Here is a 15,369-nt window from a genome sequence, read left to right as displayed (position 1 = left end):
TCATGCGCGCACCGCCCCGCCTCCACGTCGCGCCAGGTTTCGCGCCGCGGACTGATTACGTCGTCGTCCCGAAGTCGGTCGTGAAGGCGTCTTCATGAATACGCGCGCGATCGCCGCCGCCCGGGCGCGACGGCATGCGTTGGAACCCGACCATTTCTTCAGACATGAAACGCCGCCCGGGCACCTCGAACGCAAGCATCCGGAAAGCCGACACCGGGTAATGACGTTTTTTCGCATCCGCGCGCCCGGACGATTGACGTGCCCGACCGCGCGCCATTACCCTTGCGCGCTGATGGTTCCCAGGGATGGGATCAAAAGGGAACGCAGCAGGGGCAACGCCCCGAATCTGCGGCTGCCCCCGCAACTGTGAGCGGCGAATCCGTGCCACCGCATGCCACTGGGAAACCGGGAAGGCCCGCACGGATGGCGACCCGCGAGCCAGGAGACCTGCCATCGACCCGAGGTCCAGCAGCCGCACCGGGCGGGGTGTCCCGATGTGCAAGCACCGCCGTTGGCGGCCGCCCGTTGCATGGACGACCCGACCTCAGGATCCGTCAGATGTCCATCGTTCCCGAATCCGCTTCCCGGCCGGAAGCGCCGCCCCGACACGCCGTCGGCATGCATCCCCTGCCGGCCCCCGGCTCACGGTCGCCGTACACGTCACACGCTTTGTCCCGCTGTCTCATGAACCTTCGTCACCTGCTTGCCACGTCCGCCGCCACCGCGCTGCTTTCCCCGCTCGCCCATGCGGCCGGCGACGCGGCGCCTGCGCAGCCCGCGGCACCGGCGTCAGGCGCGGACCTGCCCACGATCAGCGTGACCGACACGCGGCACCTGCCCGAATCGTTCGACCGGCGCTATGCGTCGACGCAGGTGCTCACGCGCGAGGATCTCGACCGGCTGTCGCCGGCCGACCCGAGCATCACGCAAGCGCTCGCGACGCTGCCGGGCGTGACCGTCGCGCAGAACGGCGGGCCCGGCTCGTCCGCGTCGGTCAGCATCCGCGGCTCGTCGGCGAGCCAGGTCGCCGTGTTCATCGACGGCATCCGGATCGGCTCGCCGACCACCGGCATCGCGCCGTGGGCCGACCTGCCGACCGAAGCGTTCGAGCGCGTCGAGGTAATCTCCGGCCCGGCCGCCGCGTCGTTCGGCAACAACGCGATGGGCGGCGTCGTGCAACTCTTCACGCGTCGCGCCGCCAACCAGCCGAACCAGACCACCGTGTCGTTCGACGGCGGCTCGAACAAGACGTTCGACACGCAGTTCCGCACGTCGGGCACGGTGCCGTCGACGGGGCCGCTGGCCGCGCTGGGCGGGCTCACCTATTCGCTCGGGCTGCACGACTACAACACGGCCGGCATCGATGCGACGCGGCCCTTCTTCTACGGCCACGAAGATGGCCGCAATCCGTATCACGCGCAGGATCTCGACGCGCGGCTCGGCTATGCGCGCGACAACTGGTCGATCTCGACGTTCGCGCTGTACCACCGCTCCGATCTGTCCTTCGACAACAGCGGCTACGCGAATCGCGAGCGCGATCACCAGTTGACGACCGGCGTTGCATTCCATCTCGACATCACGCCCGATACGCAGTTCGACCAGTCGTTCGGCTATGCGAACGATCGCCAGTTCATCTACGCAGACAACCCGGCCCTCGCGACGGACCAGATCAATTCGCAGCGCATCAGCACGTCGACGTCGCTGACCCATCAGGCGCACGGTTTCCACCTGTTCGGCCTGCCGCTGTCGGGCGAATCGAAGCTCGCGTACGACTTCACGCGCGAACAGGCGTTCCTGCCGGTCGACATTCCCGGCGGCGTGCCGACGCGCAACGATTCCGCGTTCTCGCTGCACCAGTCGGCGACGCTCGGCAACGTGACGATGTTCGTCGCCGGCCGTCACGAGATCATCGCCGGGCAGGCGGTGAACACCGGCAACGCCGCGCTGTCGTGGGCGATCACGCCGGTCTACACGGCGCGCGTGTCGTACGGCAACGCGTTCCGCCTGCCGACGTTCAACGACCTGTACTACCCGGGCTACGGCAATCCGAATCTCAGCCCGGAACGCAGCACGTCGGTCGAGGCCGCGCTCGACGCGAACACGGCGTACGGCATGTTCACCGCGGCGATCTACGACACGCGCGTCAACAACCTGATCGCGTACAACCCGGCGACGTTCTCGCCGATGAACATCGGCCGTTCGCACATTCGCGGCATCGACCTGTCGTACAAGGGAACGATCGGCCGCTCGACGCCGGTGAGCGTCGCGGTCGGCATCCTGAATCCGCAGGACGAGACCAACCAGACCTGGCTCAGCCGCCGGCCGCGCCAGACGGTCAGCCTGAACGTCGACCACACGTGGGACGAACTGAAGCTGCACGCGCTGAGCACAGGCGCGTCGCTGCTGTACGGCGGCTCGACGTTCGACGACCCGGCCAACCGGCAGTATCTGGCGTCGTACCTGACGGTGAGCCTGCGCGCGTCGTACCGGATCAATTCGCACCTGACGGTGTCGGCGTCGCTGTCGAACCTGTTCGACCGGCAGTACATGACCGCGTACGGCTACAACACGCTCGGGCGCACCGCGTTCGGCAAGGTCAGCTATACGTTCTGACGGCCCCACGCAGCGGAGCGGCGCACCACACCGGCACGCGCGGAAAATTGACAGCGCGGCAAAAGCTAATAAAATTAGTTTTTTGACTAACCCGCATAGCATTCGTCATGGCGCGTGCCGGCATTACCGTGGACAAGCTCGTCGAAGCCGGCGCGCAGCTCGCCGATGAAACCGGCTTCGAGCAACTCACCGGCGCAGCGCTCGCGCGGCATTTCGACGTCAAGCTGGCGAGCCTGTATTCCCATGTCGCGAGCTTCGACGATCTCAAGAGCCGGATCGCGCTGTTCGCGCTGCAGGAGCTGGCCGAGCGCGCCGCCGACGCGCTGGCCGGCCGCACCGGCAAGGACGCGCTGGCCGCGCTCGCCAACGTCTATCGCGACTACGCACGTGCGCATCCGGGCCGCTTCGCGGCCGCGCGCCATCCGGTGAGCGGCGGGCGCGCCGCCGCAAGCGCGGGCGGGCAACTCGTCAGGATGACGGCGGCGGTGCTGCGCAGCTACGGCCTGCCCGATAGCGACCAGGCGCATGCGATCCGCCTGCTCGGCGGTTTCTTCATGGGCTACGTGACGCTCGAAAGCGCCGGCGGCTTCTCGCACAGCGCGCCGGATTCGGACGTGTCGTGGGCACGCAGCCTCGATGCGCTCGACGTGATGCTGCGCCACTGGCCTTCGGCCGCATGACGTACCGAACGGAATCCAAGCAATGAAAGACAAACCCGACGGCGTCGTGCTGCCGAGCCGTGTCGTGCCCTTCCCGACCTCGATCAGCGACGAAGCACGCGCCGCGCTGCACCGCCTGACCGGCGACGACGGGGTGCCGCTGAATGCGTTGCACGTGATGCCGGCGCCGGACGACATCGACGCATGGATGCGCGTGAAGGCCGGTGCCGACGCGCATTACACGGCCGCGGTCGAGCAACTCGCCGGCTATGTGCGCTCGAGCGTCGAGACGATCCGCGTCGGCGATGCGGACGTGCATGTCGCGACACCCGACGCCGCGGCTTCCGGCGCCTGCGCCTACATCGATCTGCATGGCGGCGCGCTGGTCGTCGGCGGCGGCGCCGCGTGCCGCGCCGGCGCGCAGATGCAGGCCGACCGGCTCGGCATCCGCTGCTACGGCGTCGACTACCGGATGCCGCCGGAACACCCGTATCCGGCCGCGCTCGACGACTGCATCGCCGCCTATGCTTACGTGCTGGCGCATCACGCACCGGAAAACGTCGTCATCGGCGGCCGCTCCGCCGGCGGCAATCTCGCCGCCGCGATGGTGCTGCGTGCCCGCGACGAAGGCTTGCCGCTGCCTGCCGCGCTCGTGCTGCTGTCGCCGGAAGCCGACCTGACCGAATCCGGCGACAGCTTCGAGACCAACCGGCTCGTCGATGTCGTGCTGCCGGCGCCGCTGATGGCGAACAACCTGCTCTACGCGAACGGCGCCGATCTCGCGCATCCGTACCTGTCGCCGCTGTTCGGCGATTTCGCTGCCGGCTTCCCGCCGACCTTCATCCAGAGCGGCACGCGCGACCTGTTCCTGTCGAACGCCGTGCGCCTGCATCGCGCATTGCGGCGCGCGCAGGTGCCGACGGAGCTGCACGTGTTCGAGGGCATGCCGCACGGCGGGTTCATGGGCGCGCCGGAGGACATCGAGCTGAGCCAGGAAATCGCGCGCTTCGTGCATGCGCATTTGCACGGGTCGAATTGAGCCGGCGATCGACGGACGAGCACACAAGGACGACAACGGCATCGGCCGGATCGCTGGCTCCCCGGATCGAATGCGGCAAATCCCGCGGGTGACGCGATCCGGTCGCCCCGCGCCGCGCCGTGCACCTAGATGAGCCCGCGCACGCCCGCGGCGAGCTGGATCGCGCCGAATACCGCGACGACGGCCGCCGACGCGCGCGACAGCCCGTGCATGAACGCGAACGACAGCTTCGTGCGCAGCGCGGCGGTCGCGCTGCTCAGGCACAGCCACCACGTGGCCGAGCCGACGAACACGCCGGCGACCATCCACGCCACCGTCGCCCACATCGCGCCTTCCCGTGCCCCCGGCAGCGGGCCGAGCGCCGCGAAGATCCCGACGAACGACACGATCGTCATCGGGTTCGACAGCGTGAGGCCGAACGTCGTCAGGAAATCGCGCAGGACGGTCGTCCGCGGCAAGTCGCGTGGCCCGGCCGGTGCGGCCGGCGCCTGGCGCGCGATGGTCCACGCGAGCCACACGAGAAACGCGCCGCCGCCGACTTTCAGGCCGACGGTCAGCATCGGAAATGCGGTGACGATGCCCGCGACGCCCAGCGCGCCGAGCAGGCCGTAAATCGCGTCGGCGCACGCGGCGCCGATGCCCGTCGCGAATCCCGCCTGGAAACCGCGGCTCAGGCTGCGCTGAATGCACAACATGCCGATCGGGCCGACCGGCACCGCGATCGACAGCCCCATCACGACGGACTTGATGAACAGCATCGCCTGCTCCTTGCGACATTCGGTGGATCGAACAGGCATCGTAGGGAAAGTCCGGCCCTCGCTGAATGGGATTTTTAAGGAAAAATGGCGGCTCTACCTTAAAAACGCCCGCCGCGATGGACGATCTGGACTGGAAGATACTGGCGCTGTTGCAGGACAACGGGCGCATCAGCTATACGGAGCTCGCGCGCCAGGTTCACCTGTCGGTGCCGGCGGTGACGGAGCGCGTGAAGCGTCTTGAAGCAGCCGGCGTGGTCGAAGGCTATACGGCCCGGATCAATCCATCCGCGGCCGGCTATCCGGTGAGCGCGCTGATCGGCATTACGGTGCCGCAACCGGCGAAAGCGAAGTTCCTCAAGCTGCTGGAGACGATTCCCGAAGTCGTCGAATGCCATCACGTGACGGGCGCGGATTCGTATGTGATGCGGTTCGTCGCCGTCAGCATGGCCCATCTCGAACAGTTGATCGAACGCATCAACCTGTACGGCGAAACGCGCACGTCGATCGTGATGTCGACGCCGCTGCCCGCGCGCGGGCTGGCACGGCCGGCGGCAAGGGCCGATATCGTCAGGAAATGAACGAGCGCGGGCCGCCCCGCCGCCCGCGGCGGCCCCACGACCGTTGACCACGGTCGCCGGTGTGGTACCGACGACACGGGCGACCATGCCGGAAATCGGCGCCGCGCTGGCCCTCGGTTACGTAGCACGTGCAGAGAAAAACCGACGGCGACGCTCCGTGCACGCGCCGCACCTCACACGATCAACGTCACACCGGCCCACGCGATCAGCACGACACCCAGCACACGGCCGATACGATCGCCGCCGGGCAGGACCTTTTCCACGAACACGAACAGCGACAACGCGACGATCCACACGACGTTCATCACGCCGCCGACGAACAGCAGCGCCATCAGCAACCAGCAGCAGCCCACGCAAACCGCACCATGCCGCGCGCCCAGCAGGAAACTGCCGGCAACGCCCGGGCGCCAGTGCGCGACCAGGAACGCCGCCGGCGCGCGGCATTGCCGCAGACACGCGCGTTTCAGCGGCGAGAATTGATAGAGCCCGGCCAGCGCCAGCACGATGGCGGAAAGGCGCGCGCTCTTCGACCACAGCATCATCGCGGAGATCAGCCCGGCCGGCTGCAGCAGCGCCTGAAGCAGCGCGGCGCCGATCGAGAACGCCAGCCACGTCGTCAGATAGCCGGCCAGCAGCGCCATGGACGTGAACGCCGATCCCGCCGCTCCGTCGCCGTGCTGCTGCAGCACGCGCCGGTACAGCATCACGAGCGGCGCGGCGCCGGGCGTCATCATCGCGATCATCATCACCCACCACATCGCGATCACGGTCGGCAGCGACGGATCCATGCTGCCCATGCCGTCCGCCAGGCGATGCGGAAACAGCGCGACGGTCGTCATCTCCCGCGCCGACATGCCGGTTCCCGCACCCGTCCACAGATAGAACCAGCACAGGCCGACGAGCGCGGCCATGCCGAGCAGCGTGACGACTCGCTCGCGCGCGAGCCAGGTATCGACCGGCGTCATGCCGCGGCGCGATGCCGAACCAGCCCGTGGTTGTTCAGATGCAGCCGCGCGAATTGCGCATAGGTTCCGTCGAGATTCAGCGCGATGTTGCCCTGCGAGCGCCCCGTGCCCGAACCGATCTCGGCCAGCTCGTATTCGAAACCGTGCGGCAGGTCGATCCGCACGCGGTGCTCGTCACCGGTCACCGGATTGCGGATGGGTTCGCCAGCGGCATCGAACACACCGTCCACGTGGATCCGGCCGCGCCGCGCATCGACATCGACGTCGAAATCGATCTTCGTGAAGATCGGCTCGAACGCGTGCTCGAGCGTCGACGCATACACGGAAAACATCGTCGCGAATGGATCGGTGTCCTGACCGGTCATGATCTTCAACACGGCGTCGCGCTGCGCCGGACTGGCGCGCTCGTCGACGACCGGCTGGCACTTGCCGTGGCCTTCGTGAACGGCGCCCGGCCACTGGAACACTACCGCGATCCTGACGCCGTCGAGCACCACGTCGCCGTAATGTCCGCTGTCGATCGAAATCGCGCCCATCGCTTCGCAGTTGCCGTTGGTCGGCAGCGCATTGAACTGGCAAGGGCAACCGTATGAGCAATTGCAACTGATCATTTCGGTGCCCTGAATCTCCCACGGCGTCATGGCTCCACCTCGCGCTCTGAAACAAACGAACGCTTCGAATCTAGTGCACGCAATGGGGGAAAGCAACGCGGTCATGGCGGCGTGAAAACCCTGCGTTCCGGCCTCACGTAAGACGTTTCGGGAGGCACTCGCCGGGCTGTTGCGAAAACCGTCGCGCCGCCCCGTTCTCACACGAACAGCGACGCGACGATCGCACACCACACCGCACCCGCGCCGCACAGAAACACGCGTCGCGCGACGAACATTCGCGACTCGTCGTCGGGCGTTTTCATCGGCGATGTTGCGAGAAACGGCACGCTGGCGAGGCACGCGAAACCCGCCAGTGCGGGCACGATCACGACGAAGTCGCCGAATCGCCAGGGCAGCGCTTCGTGCAATCCCCAGTAGCCGAGAAACAGCATGCCCATCGAGAACATCGTCGCCGCGGCCGAGCTGAGCGCGACCACCGATCCTGTCGGAAATTGCACGTGAACCTCCCCTCGCGCAGTGCGCGATGCGACGCCTGTCGCCGAAGATCGCCACGATGTCGCCCGACGGCCGCGGAATCAGGCGTTCGTTTCGGGCCCGAATGCGTCGAGGGCGCCGGCTTCGCTCGCCAGCCCATGCGCGTTGTCACGAATTGACAGATTCGATCCGGTCGAGCGGGATGTCGTGCCTGCTCGGTCGGGCAGCACGTGCATGACGTCGCTAACCCGGCTTCTTCGCGCCCTGCGCAACGGAAATCCACCCGACCACCGCCGCGGCGACCCAGCAACAGGTGATCATCAGGTCCAGATCCATCCAGCCCTCGAAATTCGTGCTGTTTTCGAAACTGCAGCGCTGATGGCCCCTGACCCACATGCAGCCGCTGATCAACTGCTGGATGTGCATGTAGACGCTGTACACGGCAACGGCGGAAGCGATGATGGCGACCCGCAGGCTTATGCTCTTTTTCATTGACGCTGAAGGCGTGGGATGATCTCGCGACGATCTTAAGCCAATGGGGATGCGTGACGCAATCGATCGGTATCGGCGCCGGTGGTGTACGCGGTGTCATGCATGCAATCGGCCGCGTACGGCGAAATCGTCGCAACGGAGTCGTTGCGCGCGATCGAACCGGTCACGCTCGGAAACATCGACGCATTCGCTGAAGCACGATTGCGCGCCCGACGGCAATCGCGCATCGGTGTTCATCAAAACCGATGGGCTCGGCGATGATCTTGCCTGAGTACGCGGACAACCATGTCGATGAAAACACTCGTCGTGGTATGCGACCGGATGAGGGTAGACGCAGGCCGTTGACGCACGCGCGATCCTGAACGCGAGTGGTGACCGGAGCGTATGCGCAGGTGCGGGCATGGCGCTTGCATCGCCTGGTGCCCTCGCCTGCTGACATGACGCTGGCAGCAGGCCGCGCTCAAGGTTGCACGAGCGCCTGCCGAGGAACGCCGCCATGACCGATACCGCCGCACTCGCCGACCACGCCCCCAAACGCCGCGGCGTGACGCTGCTCACGCTATGCATCGCCGTGCTCGTCGCCCAGGTCGATACGGCCGTCGTCAATCTCGCGACGCGCGCGATCGGCGCCTATTTCCATGCCGGTGTCGGCGCATTGCAGTGGGTCGTCGACAGCTACAACCTCACGTACGCGGTGCTGCTGCTGACGGGTGGCCTGCTCGCCGACCTGTACGGGCGCCGCCGCATCTTCATGGCCGGCACGACGATCTTCACGATCGCGTCGCTGCTGTGCGCGCTGGCGCCGTCGGTGTCGGTGCTGATCGCCGCACGCGCGCTGGCCGGCGTCGGCGCGGCGCTGTTGCTGCCGGCATCGCTTGCGATCGTGCGCGTCGTGTGGCGCGACCCGGTCGAACGCGGACGCGCGCTCGGCATCTGGGCCGCATGCAATGGCGTCGCGATGGCGATCGGCCCGACGCTCGGTGGCGTGTTGATCCGGCACTTCGGCTGGCGCAGCATCTTTTTCGTCGTCGTGCCGCTGAGCATCGCCGCGATGCTGCTCGCGATCCCGGCCGTGCCCGAGTCGTCCGATCCGCACGGCCGGCATTTCGACGGCGCCGCGCAAGTCGCGGGCGCCCTCGCGCTCGGCGCGCTCGCGTATGCGGCGATCGTGTTCCGCGAAGCGCCGGCCGCCTGTGCGATCGCCGGCTGCATCGCGGTTGCGTCGTTCGTCGCGTTCGTGGCGATCGAGCGCCGCCACGGCGAAGCCGCCCTGGTACCGCTCGATATTTTCCGGATCGGCGCGTTTCGCGGCGCGATCGCCGCGACCACCGGCATGACGTTCGGAATGTACGGCGTGCTGTTTCTGCTGCCGCTGACGTGGCAGAGCGTCGGCCGCCTCGATTCGACCGGCGGGGGCCTTGCGCTGTTGCCGATGGCGCTCGTGTTCGTCGTCGTATCGCCGTGGTCGGGGCCGCTTTCCGAGCGCATCGGCGCGCGCGCGACGACGGCCGGCGGTGTCGCGGTGATCGCAGGCGGGCTCACCGCGATCGGCGCGTCGGCGGACGCGTCGAGCCTGTTTGGCGCAGAAATCGGCCTCGCGTTGACGGGGCTGGGGATGGGAATCGCGACGGGCCCGTTGATGACCGTTGCGGTCGGCGCCGTCGACGCGGCGCGCTCGGGCACCGCCAGCGCGCTCGTCAACGTCGCGCGGATGACTGGCGCGACGCTCGGGATCGCGGTGCTCGGCACGGCGTTCGCCGCCATGCACGGCGGCGCGACCGGCCTGCGGGTGGCGATGTTCGCCGGCGCGGCGGTTCAATTGACGGGCGCGGTGGTGGCGGCAGTTGCCGTACAGCGGTCGGCATGACGCGTGACATGCGCGCTCGGCACACGCGGCGCCGGTAAAGGCGGGAGAAACAGAAGAAGCCGCGAGAAGAAGCCGCGGCGCGACAGCGCCGCCGACTACCGACGAACGGCACGCCGCGTGCCGTTCATCCGGTTCGTCCGGCCACGAGACCGGACGGGGAACGATAGGTGCGCGCTGCGCACCTATCGTGGCCGCTTAGCGGCGCGGCTGGCCGCTTCGCGGCGGACGCGGGGAATTCGCGTCCTTGTGCCGGAAGTTGATGCGGCCCTTGGTAAGGTCGTACACCGACAGTTCCAGCGTCACGCGATCGCCCGCGAGAATGCGGATGTGGTTCTTGCGCATGCGGCCCGACGCGTACGCGCCGACCACGACACCGTTTTCCAGCGTGACACGGTATTTGCTGTCCGGCAGCACTTCGTCGACGATTCCGTCCAGTTCCAGCAGTTCTTCTTTTGCCAAACCAATTCCTCCAGACAAGGTGATTGACCGCGGCCGCGGCGACTGCCCGGCGCCGGCTCCCGCAAACGGGACGGCGGCCGGCAAGCGGCCGGGATCGGTTCGTTCAGACGGGCCTCGGGCCAGTCTTGCGATCGGTGCCCGGCGCGTTGCGACGTTCGGGCGGTCGGTGGCTGCGGCGCCAGCGGCGCCGCGCAAGTCGGGACCGCGCCAGCTACGGCATGGCGGCGGTCTGCTCGGGTTGATGCGTTCAAGCGGTGATGCGCTCGCGAAACGGCATGCATTTCACGAGGGCGTTGCGTCGCATGCGGTCAGGCATGCGATGAGGGAGGCGTCACGACCGATGCATCGTGATTGTCGCGATGCATCGGTCGTGCGCATCGGAACGCACAGGCCGCCGTCGAGCGGCGCCCCGGCGATACGCTATCCGGCAGCGGCCGCCGATGGGCGACCGATGCCGATGCGGCTTACTGCGGCGTGATGTTCGACGCTTGCAGACCCTTCGGGCCGCGCTTCACTTCGAAGCTGACCTTCTGGCCTTCGGCCAGGGTCTTGAAGCCCGTGCCGCGAATTTCCGAGAAATGGGCGAACAGATCGTCGCCGCCGTTGTCCGGGGAAATGAAACCAAAGCCCTTGGTTTCGTTGAACCACTTGACGGTACCGGTATCCACAAATACTTCCTTAATACAAATGACGAATGATGAAGATGCGCCCGCGACGGGCACAGAAAGAATCAAAGAGGGAGAGACCAACGACCGCCGCACGGTGTGCGGCCAATGATGAGCAATCGAACTTCTTGACGACTTCGGTCTCGGACACTACGCGGTCGCGGCCGTTTCGTCAAGTTCTTTTGGTGCAGCGCACAAGCGCGGACCCTCTGGCATTGCGCCGGATGCCAGCCGGCCAAGGGCGCTACATCGTTTGTTGGGACGGGAGGACCGCCGCTGCGACGCTAGTCGAATGGATTCAGCAGCCGGACGCCTGTGCGAGCGAAATCGTCGACGTTGCGCGTGACGACCGTCAGATCGTTGATCAGCGCGGTGGCCGCGATCAGCTTGTCGAGCTCATGCGTCGGATCCGGCACGCGCAAATGCCCCCACATCTGGCTGGTCTCGACATCGACCGGCAGGATGTTCGGCGCATAGCCGGACAGGATCATCGCCACCCAGGCCTCGAGCGCCGACGCCTGACTCTGATCGCCGCGATGACGGATCAGGTCGACACCGCGCCGCAGCTCGGCCACCGTCACGACCGACAGGTAAAGCGGGCTCGCGTCGGCTTCGGCCTGCCTGAAGAACGCCCGCACGCCCCGGTTGGTTCGCTTGCCCTTCCTGATTTCGCTGATGACGTTCGTATCAATCAAAAACACGCCCGACCTCGCCTGAATCCTGAACACGTTGGAAATCCGCGTCTTCGCCAACCTCCGGCATGCTCATCAACACTTGCGCGAATGTCCGCCGCTTCGGCCGGCCGAGCGCTTCGGCCAGAATGGCTCGATGTTCGGCCTCGGCGCTCCTGCCGTTGGCCGCTGCCTGCTCACGCAGGCTTTGAACGATAGTGTCATCCACGTTACGCACCAGAAGATTTGCCATGAGTACCTCCATCCAGGTTTGCTATCAATGATAGCGTCACGAGGGTAAATTGCAAGCATTGCTATCACCCTTGTGACCGGATGGACACGGGAGCCGGCGCGAACCGGCGGCAACGGACGGCGAGCATCCGCCCCCTTTCGCCGCTGGTCCGACGCATCGACCTGCTGTCGCTCAAGGTAAGCCCGAGCGGGACGATATGGAAGCCGGCCGAACGGCCAATCTGGCACCCATCGATCACGACGCACGTCGGCCGGCGAGGAACTCAATTTGCGGCGCGGCCTAGTCGGTGACATGCGCCAAGACCGCGGGCGTCGCGTCGATTCGCGCTGAAACATCATGTTGCACAACCAGCCGCGGGCAGCGCTATCGTTTGATACCATCAGACCACAAGACCGGCGATCGAACGCCGTGCGAAGCGCGCAGAAGACCTTGCATCGACGCGGACCCTCCGTGCCTGAAAATCCCGATCCAAGACACGAGACGCTCTTCAGTGGACCTTGTTACGCCAACGCTGGAAACCCTCTTCTCCCCGACACCCGACAAACTCTACTTCCCGGCCTGTCTTGCGGCCGTGGCGATCATTGCGTGGCTCGTCGCCCGACACGTACCGTTCTACCGATCGGCCGTCGACAAGTCGCTGTCGATGCGCTATCGCAATCTCGACGGTTTCCGCGGCATCCTGGCCACCTCCGTGGTCTTTCATCACTTCGCGTGCAACCAGGCGTTGCTGTCGACCGGCGTCTGGGGCGCCGGCACCGAATTCCTGCGCAATCTCGGGACGATCCCCGTCGCGATGTTCTTCATGGTCACCGGGCTGCTGTTCTGGGAACGCGCATGCCGAGGCACGCTCGACGTGCGGACTTTCTTCGTCGGACGCGTGCGGCGCCTCGCGCCGCTCTATCTGTTTTACGCGGCCGTCATCGTCGCATGCACGCTTTACTGGTTTCCCCGCAACGCCGTCGGCGCACCGACGCGGTTGCTGGCCGACCTGCTCAAGACCGTTTCGCTCGGCTGGTTCGGCGCGTTCCCGATCAACGGAGCGGAGCGCACGCCCTATCTGAGCGGCGTCTGGTGGACCCTCGCCTACGAATGGCGGTTCTACGTCGCCGTTCCGTTTCTCGCGTGGTTCGTCGCCACCCGTGCGTGGCGCAAGCTGCTCGCGCTCGCGATCGTCACGGCCTGCGCCGCGCTGTACGGGCCGCCGGGCGGCATGGCGCTGCTGTTCGCGTTCGGCGCGGTGGCCTACGAGGTGTCGCGACATCCCGCGATCCGTGCGCGGCTGGCCACGAAACCGGCGGCAACCGTCGCGCTGCTGATCCTCGCGACGTCTCCGTCCCCGGCCGAACGCTATTCGATCGAAGGCGCGCTGCCGCTGCTTCCGGTGTTTCTCTGCATCGCCAGCGGAAACACGTTCTACGGCGTGCTCAAGACCCGGCCGCTCGCGCTGCTCGGCACCACCAGTTTCAGCATCTACATGATCCACATGGTGATCGTGTACATGATCATCCATGCGTTCAACAAGTTCGTTTTCCCGATCAATTCGGCCGGCGACTCGGGCATCTGGGCGCTCGCACTCGCATGCGCGCTGATTGCCGTCCTGTGTGCGCTGCTGACTTACCGCTACGTCGAGCATCCGTTCATCGCCACGCGCAACGACGCACGCCCGGCGCGCCGCGCGCCCGAGCGAACGCGCGTCCGCCGCGTCGAGCACCGTCCGTCCGACGATGAACATGTCGTCGATGCAGTGGGCGAAACCGCTTCCCGATGACGAGCGGAATCGGTACCATCGGGCGATCGAAGTCCAGCGGCCGCCGTGCGACCATGCGGCGGCGCCGCTCACGCCGGACTTCCGTACCACCGATTTCGCCATGTCCCGGGAACCCACACATTCCGCGCTGCTCTGGATCGTCGCCGCTGCCTTCTTCATGCAGTCACTCGATACGACGATCGTCAACACGGCACTGCCTTCGATCGCCCAAAGCCTGCATGCGTCGCCGCTCGCGATGCAGCCCGTCGTGGTCGTCTACACGCTGACGATGGCGATGCTCACGCCGGCATCCGGCTGGCTCGCCGACCGGTTCGGCACGCGCCGCGTGTTCTCGGTCGCGATCCTCGTGTTCGTGCTCGCGTCGATCGGCTGCGCGGCGTCGCACACGCTCGGCCAGCTCGTCGTCGCGCGCGCCGTGCAGGGCATCGGCGGCTCGATGCTGCTGCCGATCGGGCGGCTCGCCGTGCTGCGCCGCGTGCCGGGCGAACAGTACGTCGCGGCCATCGCGTTCGTGTCGATCGCCGGGCAGCTCGGCCCGATCGTCGGGCCGACGCTCGGCGGCTGGCTCACACAGGCGATTTCGTGGCACTGGGTGTTCATCGTCAACGTGCCGGTCGGTGTGGTCGGCTTCATCGCCGTGCAGCGCTACCTGCCGCACGACCAGGCGACGCAGCCGCCGCCGTTCGACTTCGTCGGCTGTGCGCTGCTGTCGGCCGCGATGATCGCGCTGTCGCTGGCGATCGACCCGCCGATGTCCGCGCATCGCGCCGCGTGGGCGGCCGCGCTCGCCGGGCTCGGGCTGGCGAGCGCGCTTGCGTACCTGCCTCACGCGCGGCGACGCACGCAGCCGCTGTTCCGCCTCGGGCTGTTCCGCGAGCCGAACTTCGGGTCGGGGCTGCTCGGCAACCTGCTGTGCCGGATCGGCACGAGTTCGGTACCGTTCATGCTGCCGCTGCTGATGCAAGTGCAGCTCGGCTATACGCCGCTGCAGTCGGGGCTGATGATGCTGCCGGCCGCGATCGCGGGCGTCGTCGTGAAGCGGTGGATCGCGCCGCTCGTGAAGCGCTTCGGCTATGCGGCGTTTCTGGTCGTGAATACGGGGATCGTCGGCTGCGCGATCGCAGGGTTCGCGCTGGTGTCGGCGCGGCCCGCGCCGGTGCTGGAAGGTGCGCTGCTGATCGTGCTCGGCGCCGCGAATTCGATGCAGTTCGCGGCGATGAACGGCGTGACGCTCAAGGGGCTGTCGCATGCCGACGCCGGCAGCGGCAACAGCCTGTTCACGATGATGCAGATGCTCGCGATGGGTTTGGGCGTGTCGATCGGCGGCGGACTCGTCAACCTGTTCGCCACTTATCGGGGCTCGACGGCGCACGGGTTCATGCTGTCGTTTGCCTGCATGGGTGCGGTGACGCTGCTGTCGTCCGTCGTGTTCCGGCGGATCGATACGGCCGCGCCGGCGGCCGGTACCGCGGCGCGCCCTTCCGCGTGATCGCGGCC

At 66.9% G+C, this 15,369-nt stretch carries 17 protein-coding genes and 1 riboswitch; of the genes, 8 read left to right on the top strand and 9 right to left on the bottom strand.

Annotated features, from left to right (window positions below; genetic code table 11):
* The first annotated feature begins 276 nt into the window (after positions 1-276).
* Positions 277-470: riboswitch (cobalamin riboswitch) on the top strand.
* Between the two features lie 214 nt (positions 471-684).
* The 3 genes from LGM42_RS01845 to LGM42_RS01835 all read left to right on the top strand — a co-directional run bounded on the left by LGM42_RS01845 (position 685) and on the right by LGM42_RS01835 (position 4,311).
* Positions 685-2,613 (top strand): TonB-dependent receptor domain-containing protein, encoded by a 1,929-nt coding sequence (locus LGM42_RS01845; RefSeq protein ID WP_226231420.1) that lies wholly within the window; start codon positions 685-687, stop codon positions 2,611-2,613.
* A gap of 128 nt (positions 2,614-2,741) precedes the next feature.
* Positions 2,742-3,293 carry a TetR/AcrR family transcriptional regulator gene (locus LGM42_RS01840; RefSeq protein WP_226231419.1) on the top strand — a complete coding sequence of 184 codons (552 nt, stop codon included), beginning with the start codon at positions 2,742-2,744 and terminating at the stop codon, positions 3,291-3,293.
* Between the two features lie 22 nt (positions 3,294-3,315).
* Positions 3,316-4,311 carry an alpha/beta hydrolase gene (locus tag LGM42_RS01835; RefSeq protein WP_226231418.1) on the top strand — a complete coding sequence of 332 codons (996 nt, stop codon included), beginning with the start codon at positions 3,316-3,318 and terminating at the stop codon, positions 4,309-4,311.
* Between the two features lie 125 nt (positions 4,312-4,436).
* Here LGM42_RS01835 and LGM42_RS01830 read toward each other — a convergent pair whose 3' ends face one another.
* Complete coding sequence (locus LGM42_RS01830) at positions 4,437-5,069, bottom strand: LysE family translocator (RefSeq protein ID WP_226231417.1); 633 nt, start codon at positions 5,067-5,069, stop codon at positions 4,437-4,439.
* Positions 5,070-5,185: 116 nt separating this feature from the next.
* Between LGM42_RS01830 and LGM42_RS01825 the strand changes: the two genes are divergently transcribed.
* Entirely contained in the window at positions 5,186-5,647 is a 462-nt protein-coding gene (locus LGM42_RS01825) for an Lrp/AsnC family transcriptional regulator (RefSeq protein WP_059585082.1), read from the top strand.
* 173 nt (positions 5,648-5,820) lie between these two features.
* Here the strand turns inward: LGM42_RS01825 and LGM42_RS01820 are convergent, their stop codons facing one another.
* From LGM42_RS01820 to LGM42_RS01805, 4 genes are all read right to left on the bottom strand, one after another.
* Positions 5,821-6,612 (bottom strand): DUF2182 domain-containing protein, encoded by a 792-nt coding sequence (locus LGM42_RS01820; protein WP_226231416.1) that lies wholly within the window; start codon positions 6,610-6,612, stop codon positions 5,821-5,823.
* Positions 6,609-7,253 carry a DUF1326 domain-containing protein gene (locus tag LGM42_RS01815; RefSeq protein WP_059585079.1) on the bottom strand — a complete coding sequence of 215 codons (645 nt, stop codon included), beginning with the start codon at positions 7,251-7,253 and terminating at the stop codon, positions 6,609-6,611. Before LGM42_RS01815 ends, LGM42_RS01820 begins: the two co-directional genes overlap by 4 nt.
* Before the next feature lie 167 nt (positions 7,254-7,420).
* Complete coding sequence (locus tag LGM42_RS01810; RefSeq protein ID WP_060310907.1) at positions 7,421-7,720, bottom strand: hypothetical protein; 300 nt, start codon at positions 7,718-7,720, stop codon at positions 7,421-7,423.
* A gap of 220 nt (positions 7,721-7,940) precedes the next feature.
* On the bottom strand, positions 7,941-8,189 hold the full coding sequence (locus tag LGM42_RS01805; protein WP_060310906.1) for a hypothetical protein: 249 nt from the start codon (positions 8,187-8,189) through the stop codon (positions 7,941-7,943).
* Between the two features lie 81 nt (positions 8,190-8,270).
* On the opposite strand from LGM42_RS01805, the gene LGM42_RS33315 reads away from it, so the two are divergent.
* Together LGM42_RS33315 and LGM42_RS01795 are read left to right on the top strand one after the other, a co-directional pair.
* Positions 8,271-8,450, top strand: a complete 180-nt coding sequence (locus tag LGM42_RS33315) for a hypothetical protein (protein ID WP_226231415.1) — start codon at positions 8,271-8,273, stop codon at positions 8,448-8,450.
* Between the two features lie 235 nt (positions 8,451-8,685).
* A complete protein-coding gene (locus tag LGM42_RS01795; RefSeq protein ID WP_226231414.1) occupies positions 8,686-10,056 on the top strand; it encodes an MFS transporter in 1,371 nt (456 codons plus the stop codon).
* A gap of 195 nt (positions 10,057-10,251) precedes the next feature.
* On the opposite strand, the gene infA is transcribed toward LGM42_RS01795, so the two are convergent.
* From infA to LGM42_RS01775, 4 genes are all read right to left on the bottom strand, one after another.
* The gene (gene infA / locus LGM42_RS01790) at positions 10,252-10,515 is read right to left on the bottom strand and encodes a translation initiation factor IF-1 (RefSeq protein ID WP_006483034.1); all 264 of its coding nucleotides are present in this window, start codon (positions 10,513-10,515) and stop codon (positions 10,252-10,254) included.
* A 464-nt stretch (positions 10,516-10,979) separates the two neighbouring features.
* Complete coding sequence (locus LGM42_RS01785; protein WP_006483056.1) at positions 10,980-11,183, bottom strand: cold-shock protein; 204 nt, start codon at positions 11,181-11,183, stop codon at positions 10,980-10,982.
* A 281-nt stretch (positions 11,184-11,464) separates the two neighbouring features.
* Positions 11,465-11,881: a type II toxin-antitoxin system VapC family toxin gene (locus LGM42_RS01780; RefSeq protein WP_226231413.1), complete on the bottom strand. Its 417-nt coding sequence runs from the start codon at positions 11,879-11,881 to the stop codon at positions 11,465-11,467.
* Positions 11,868-12,104 (bottom strand): FitA-like ribbon-helix-helix domain-containing protein, encoded by a 237-nt coding sequence (locus LGM42_RS01775; protein ID WP_059585143.1) that lies wholly within the window; start codon positions 12,102-12,104, stop codon positions 11,868-11,870. The genes LGM42_RS01780 and LGM42_RS01775 overlap by 14 nt, the downstream gene beginning before the upstream one ends.
* 490 nt (positions 12,105-12,594) lie before the next feature.
* On the opposite strand from LGM42_RS01775, the gene LGM42_RS01770 reads away from it, so the two are divergent.
* Both LGM42_RS01770 and LGM42_RS01765 read left to right on the top strand, forming a co-directional pair.
* A complete protein-coding gene (locus LGM42_RS01770; RefSeq protein WP_226231412.1) occupies positions 12,595-13,872 on the top strand; it encodes an acyltransferase family protein in 1,278 nt (425 codons plus the stop codon).
* A 100-nt stretch (positions 13,873-13,972) separates the two neighbouring features.
* Complete coding sequence (locus LGM42_RS01765) at positions 13,973-15,361, top strand: DHA2 family efflux MFS transporter permease subunit (RefSeq protein WP_226231411.1); 1,389 nt, start codon at positions 13,973-13,975, stop codon at positions 15,359-15,361.
* Positions 15,362-15,369: the final 8 nt, after the last annotated feature.

It is taken from the genome of Burkholderia sp. AU39826 (assembly GCF_020419965.1).
GTDB lineage: Bacteria > Pseudomonadota > Gammaproteobacteria > Burkholderiales > Burkholderiaceae > Burkholderia > Burkholderia semiarida.
This window is presented reverse-complemented; position numbering and strand designations above follow the sequence as displayed.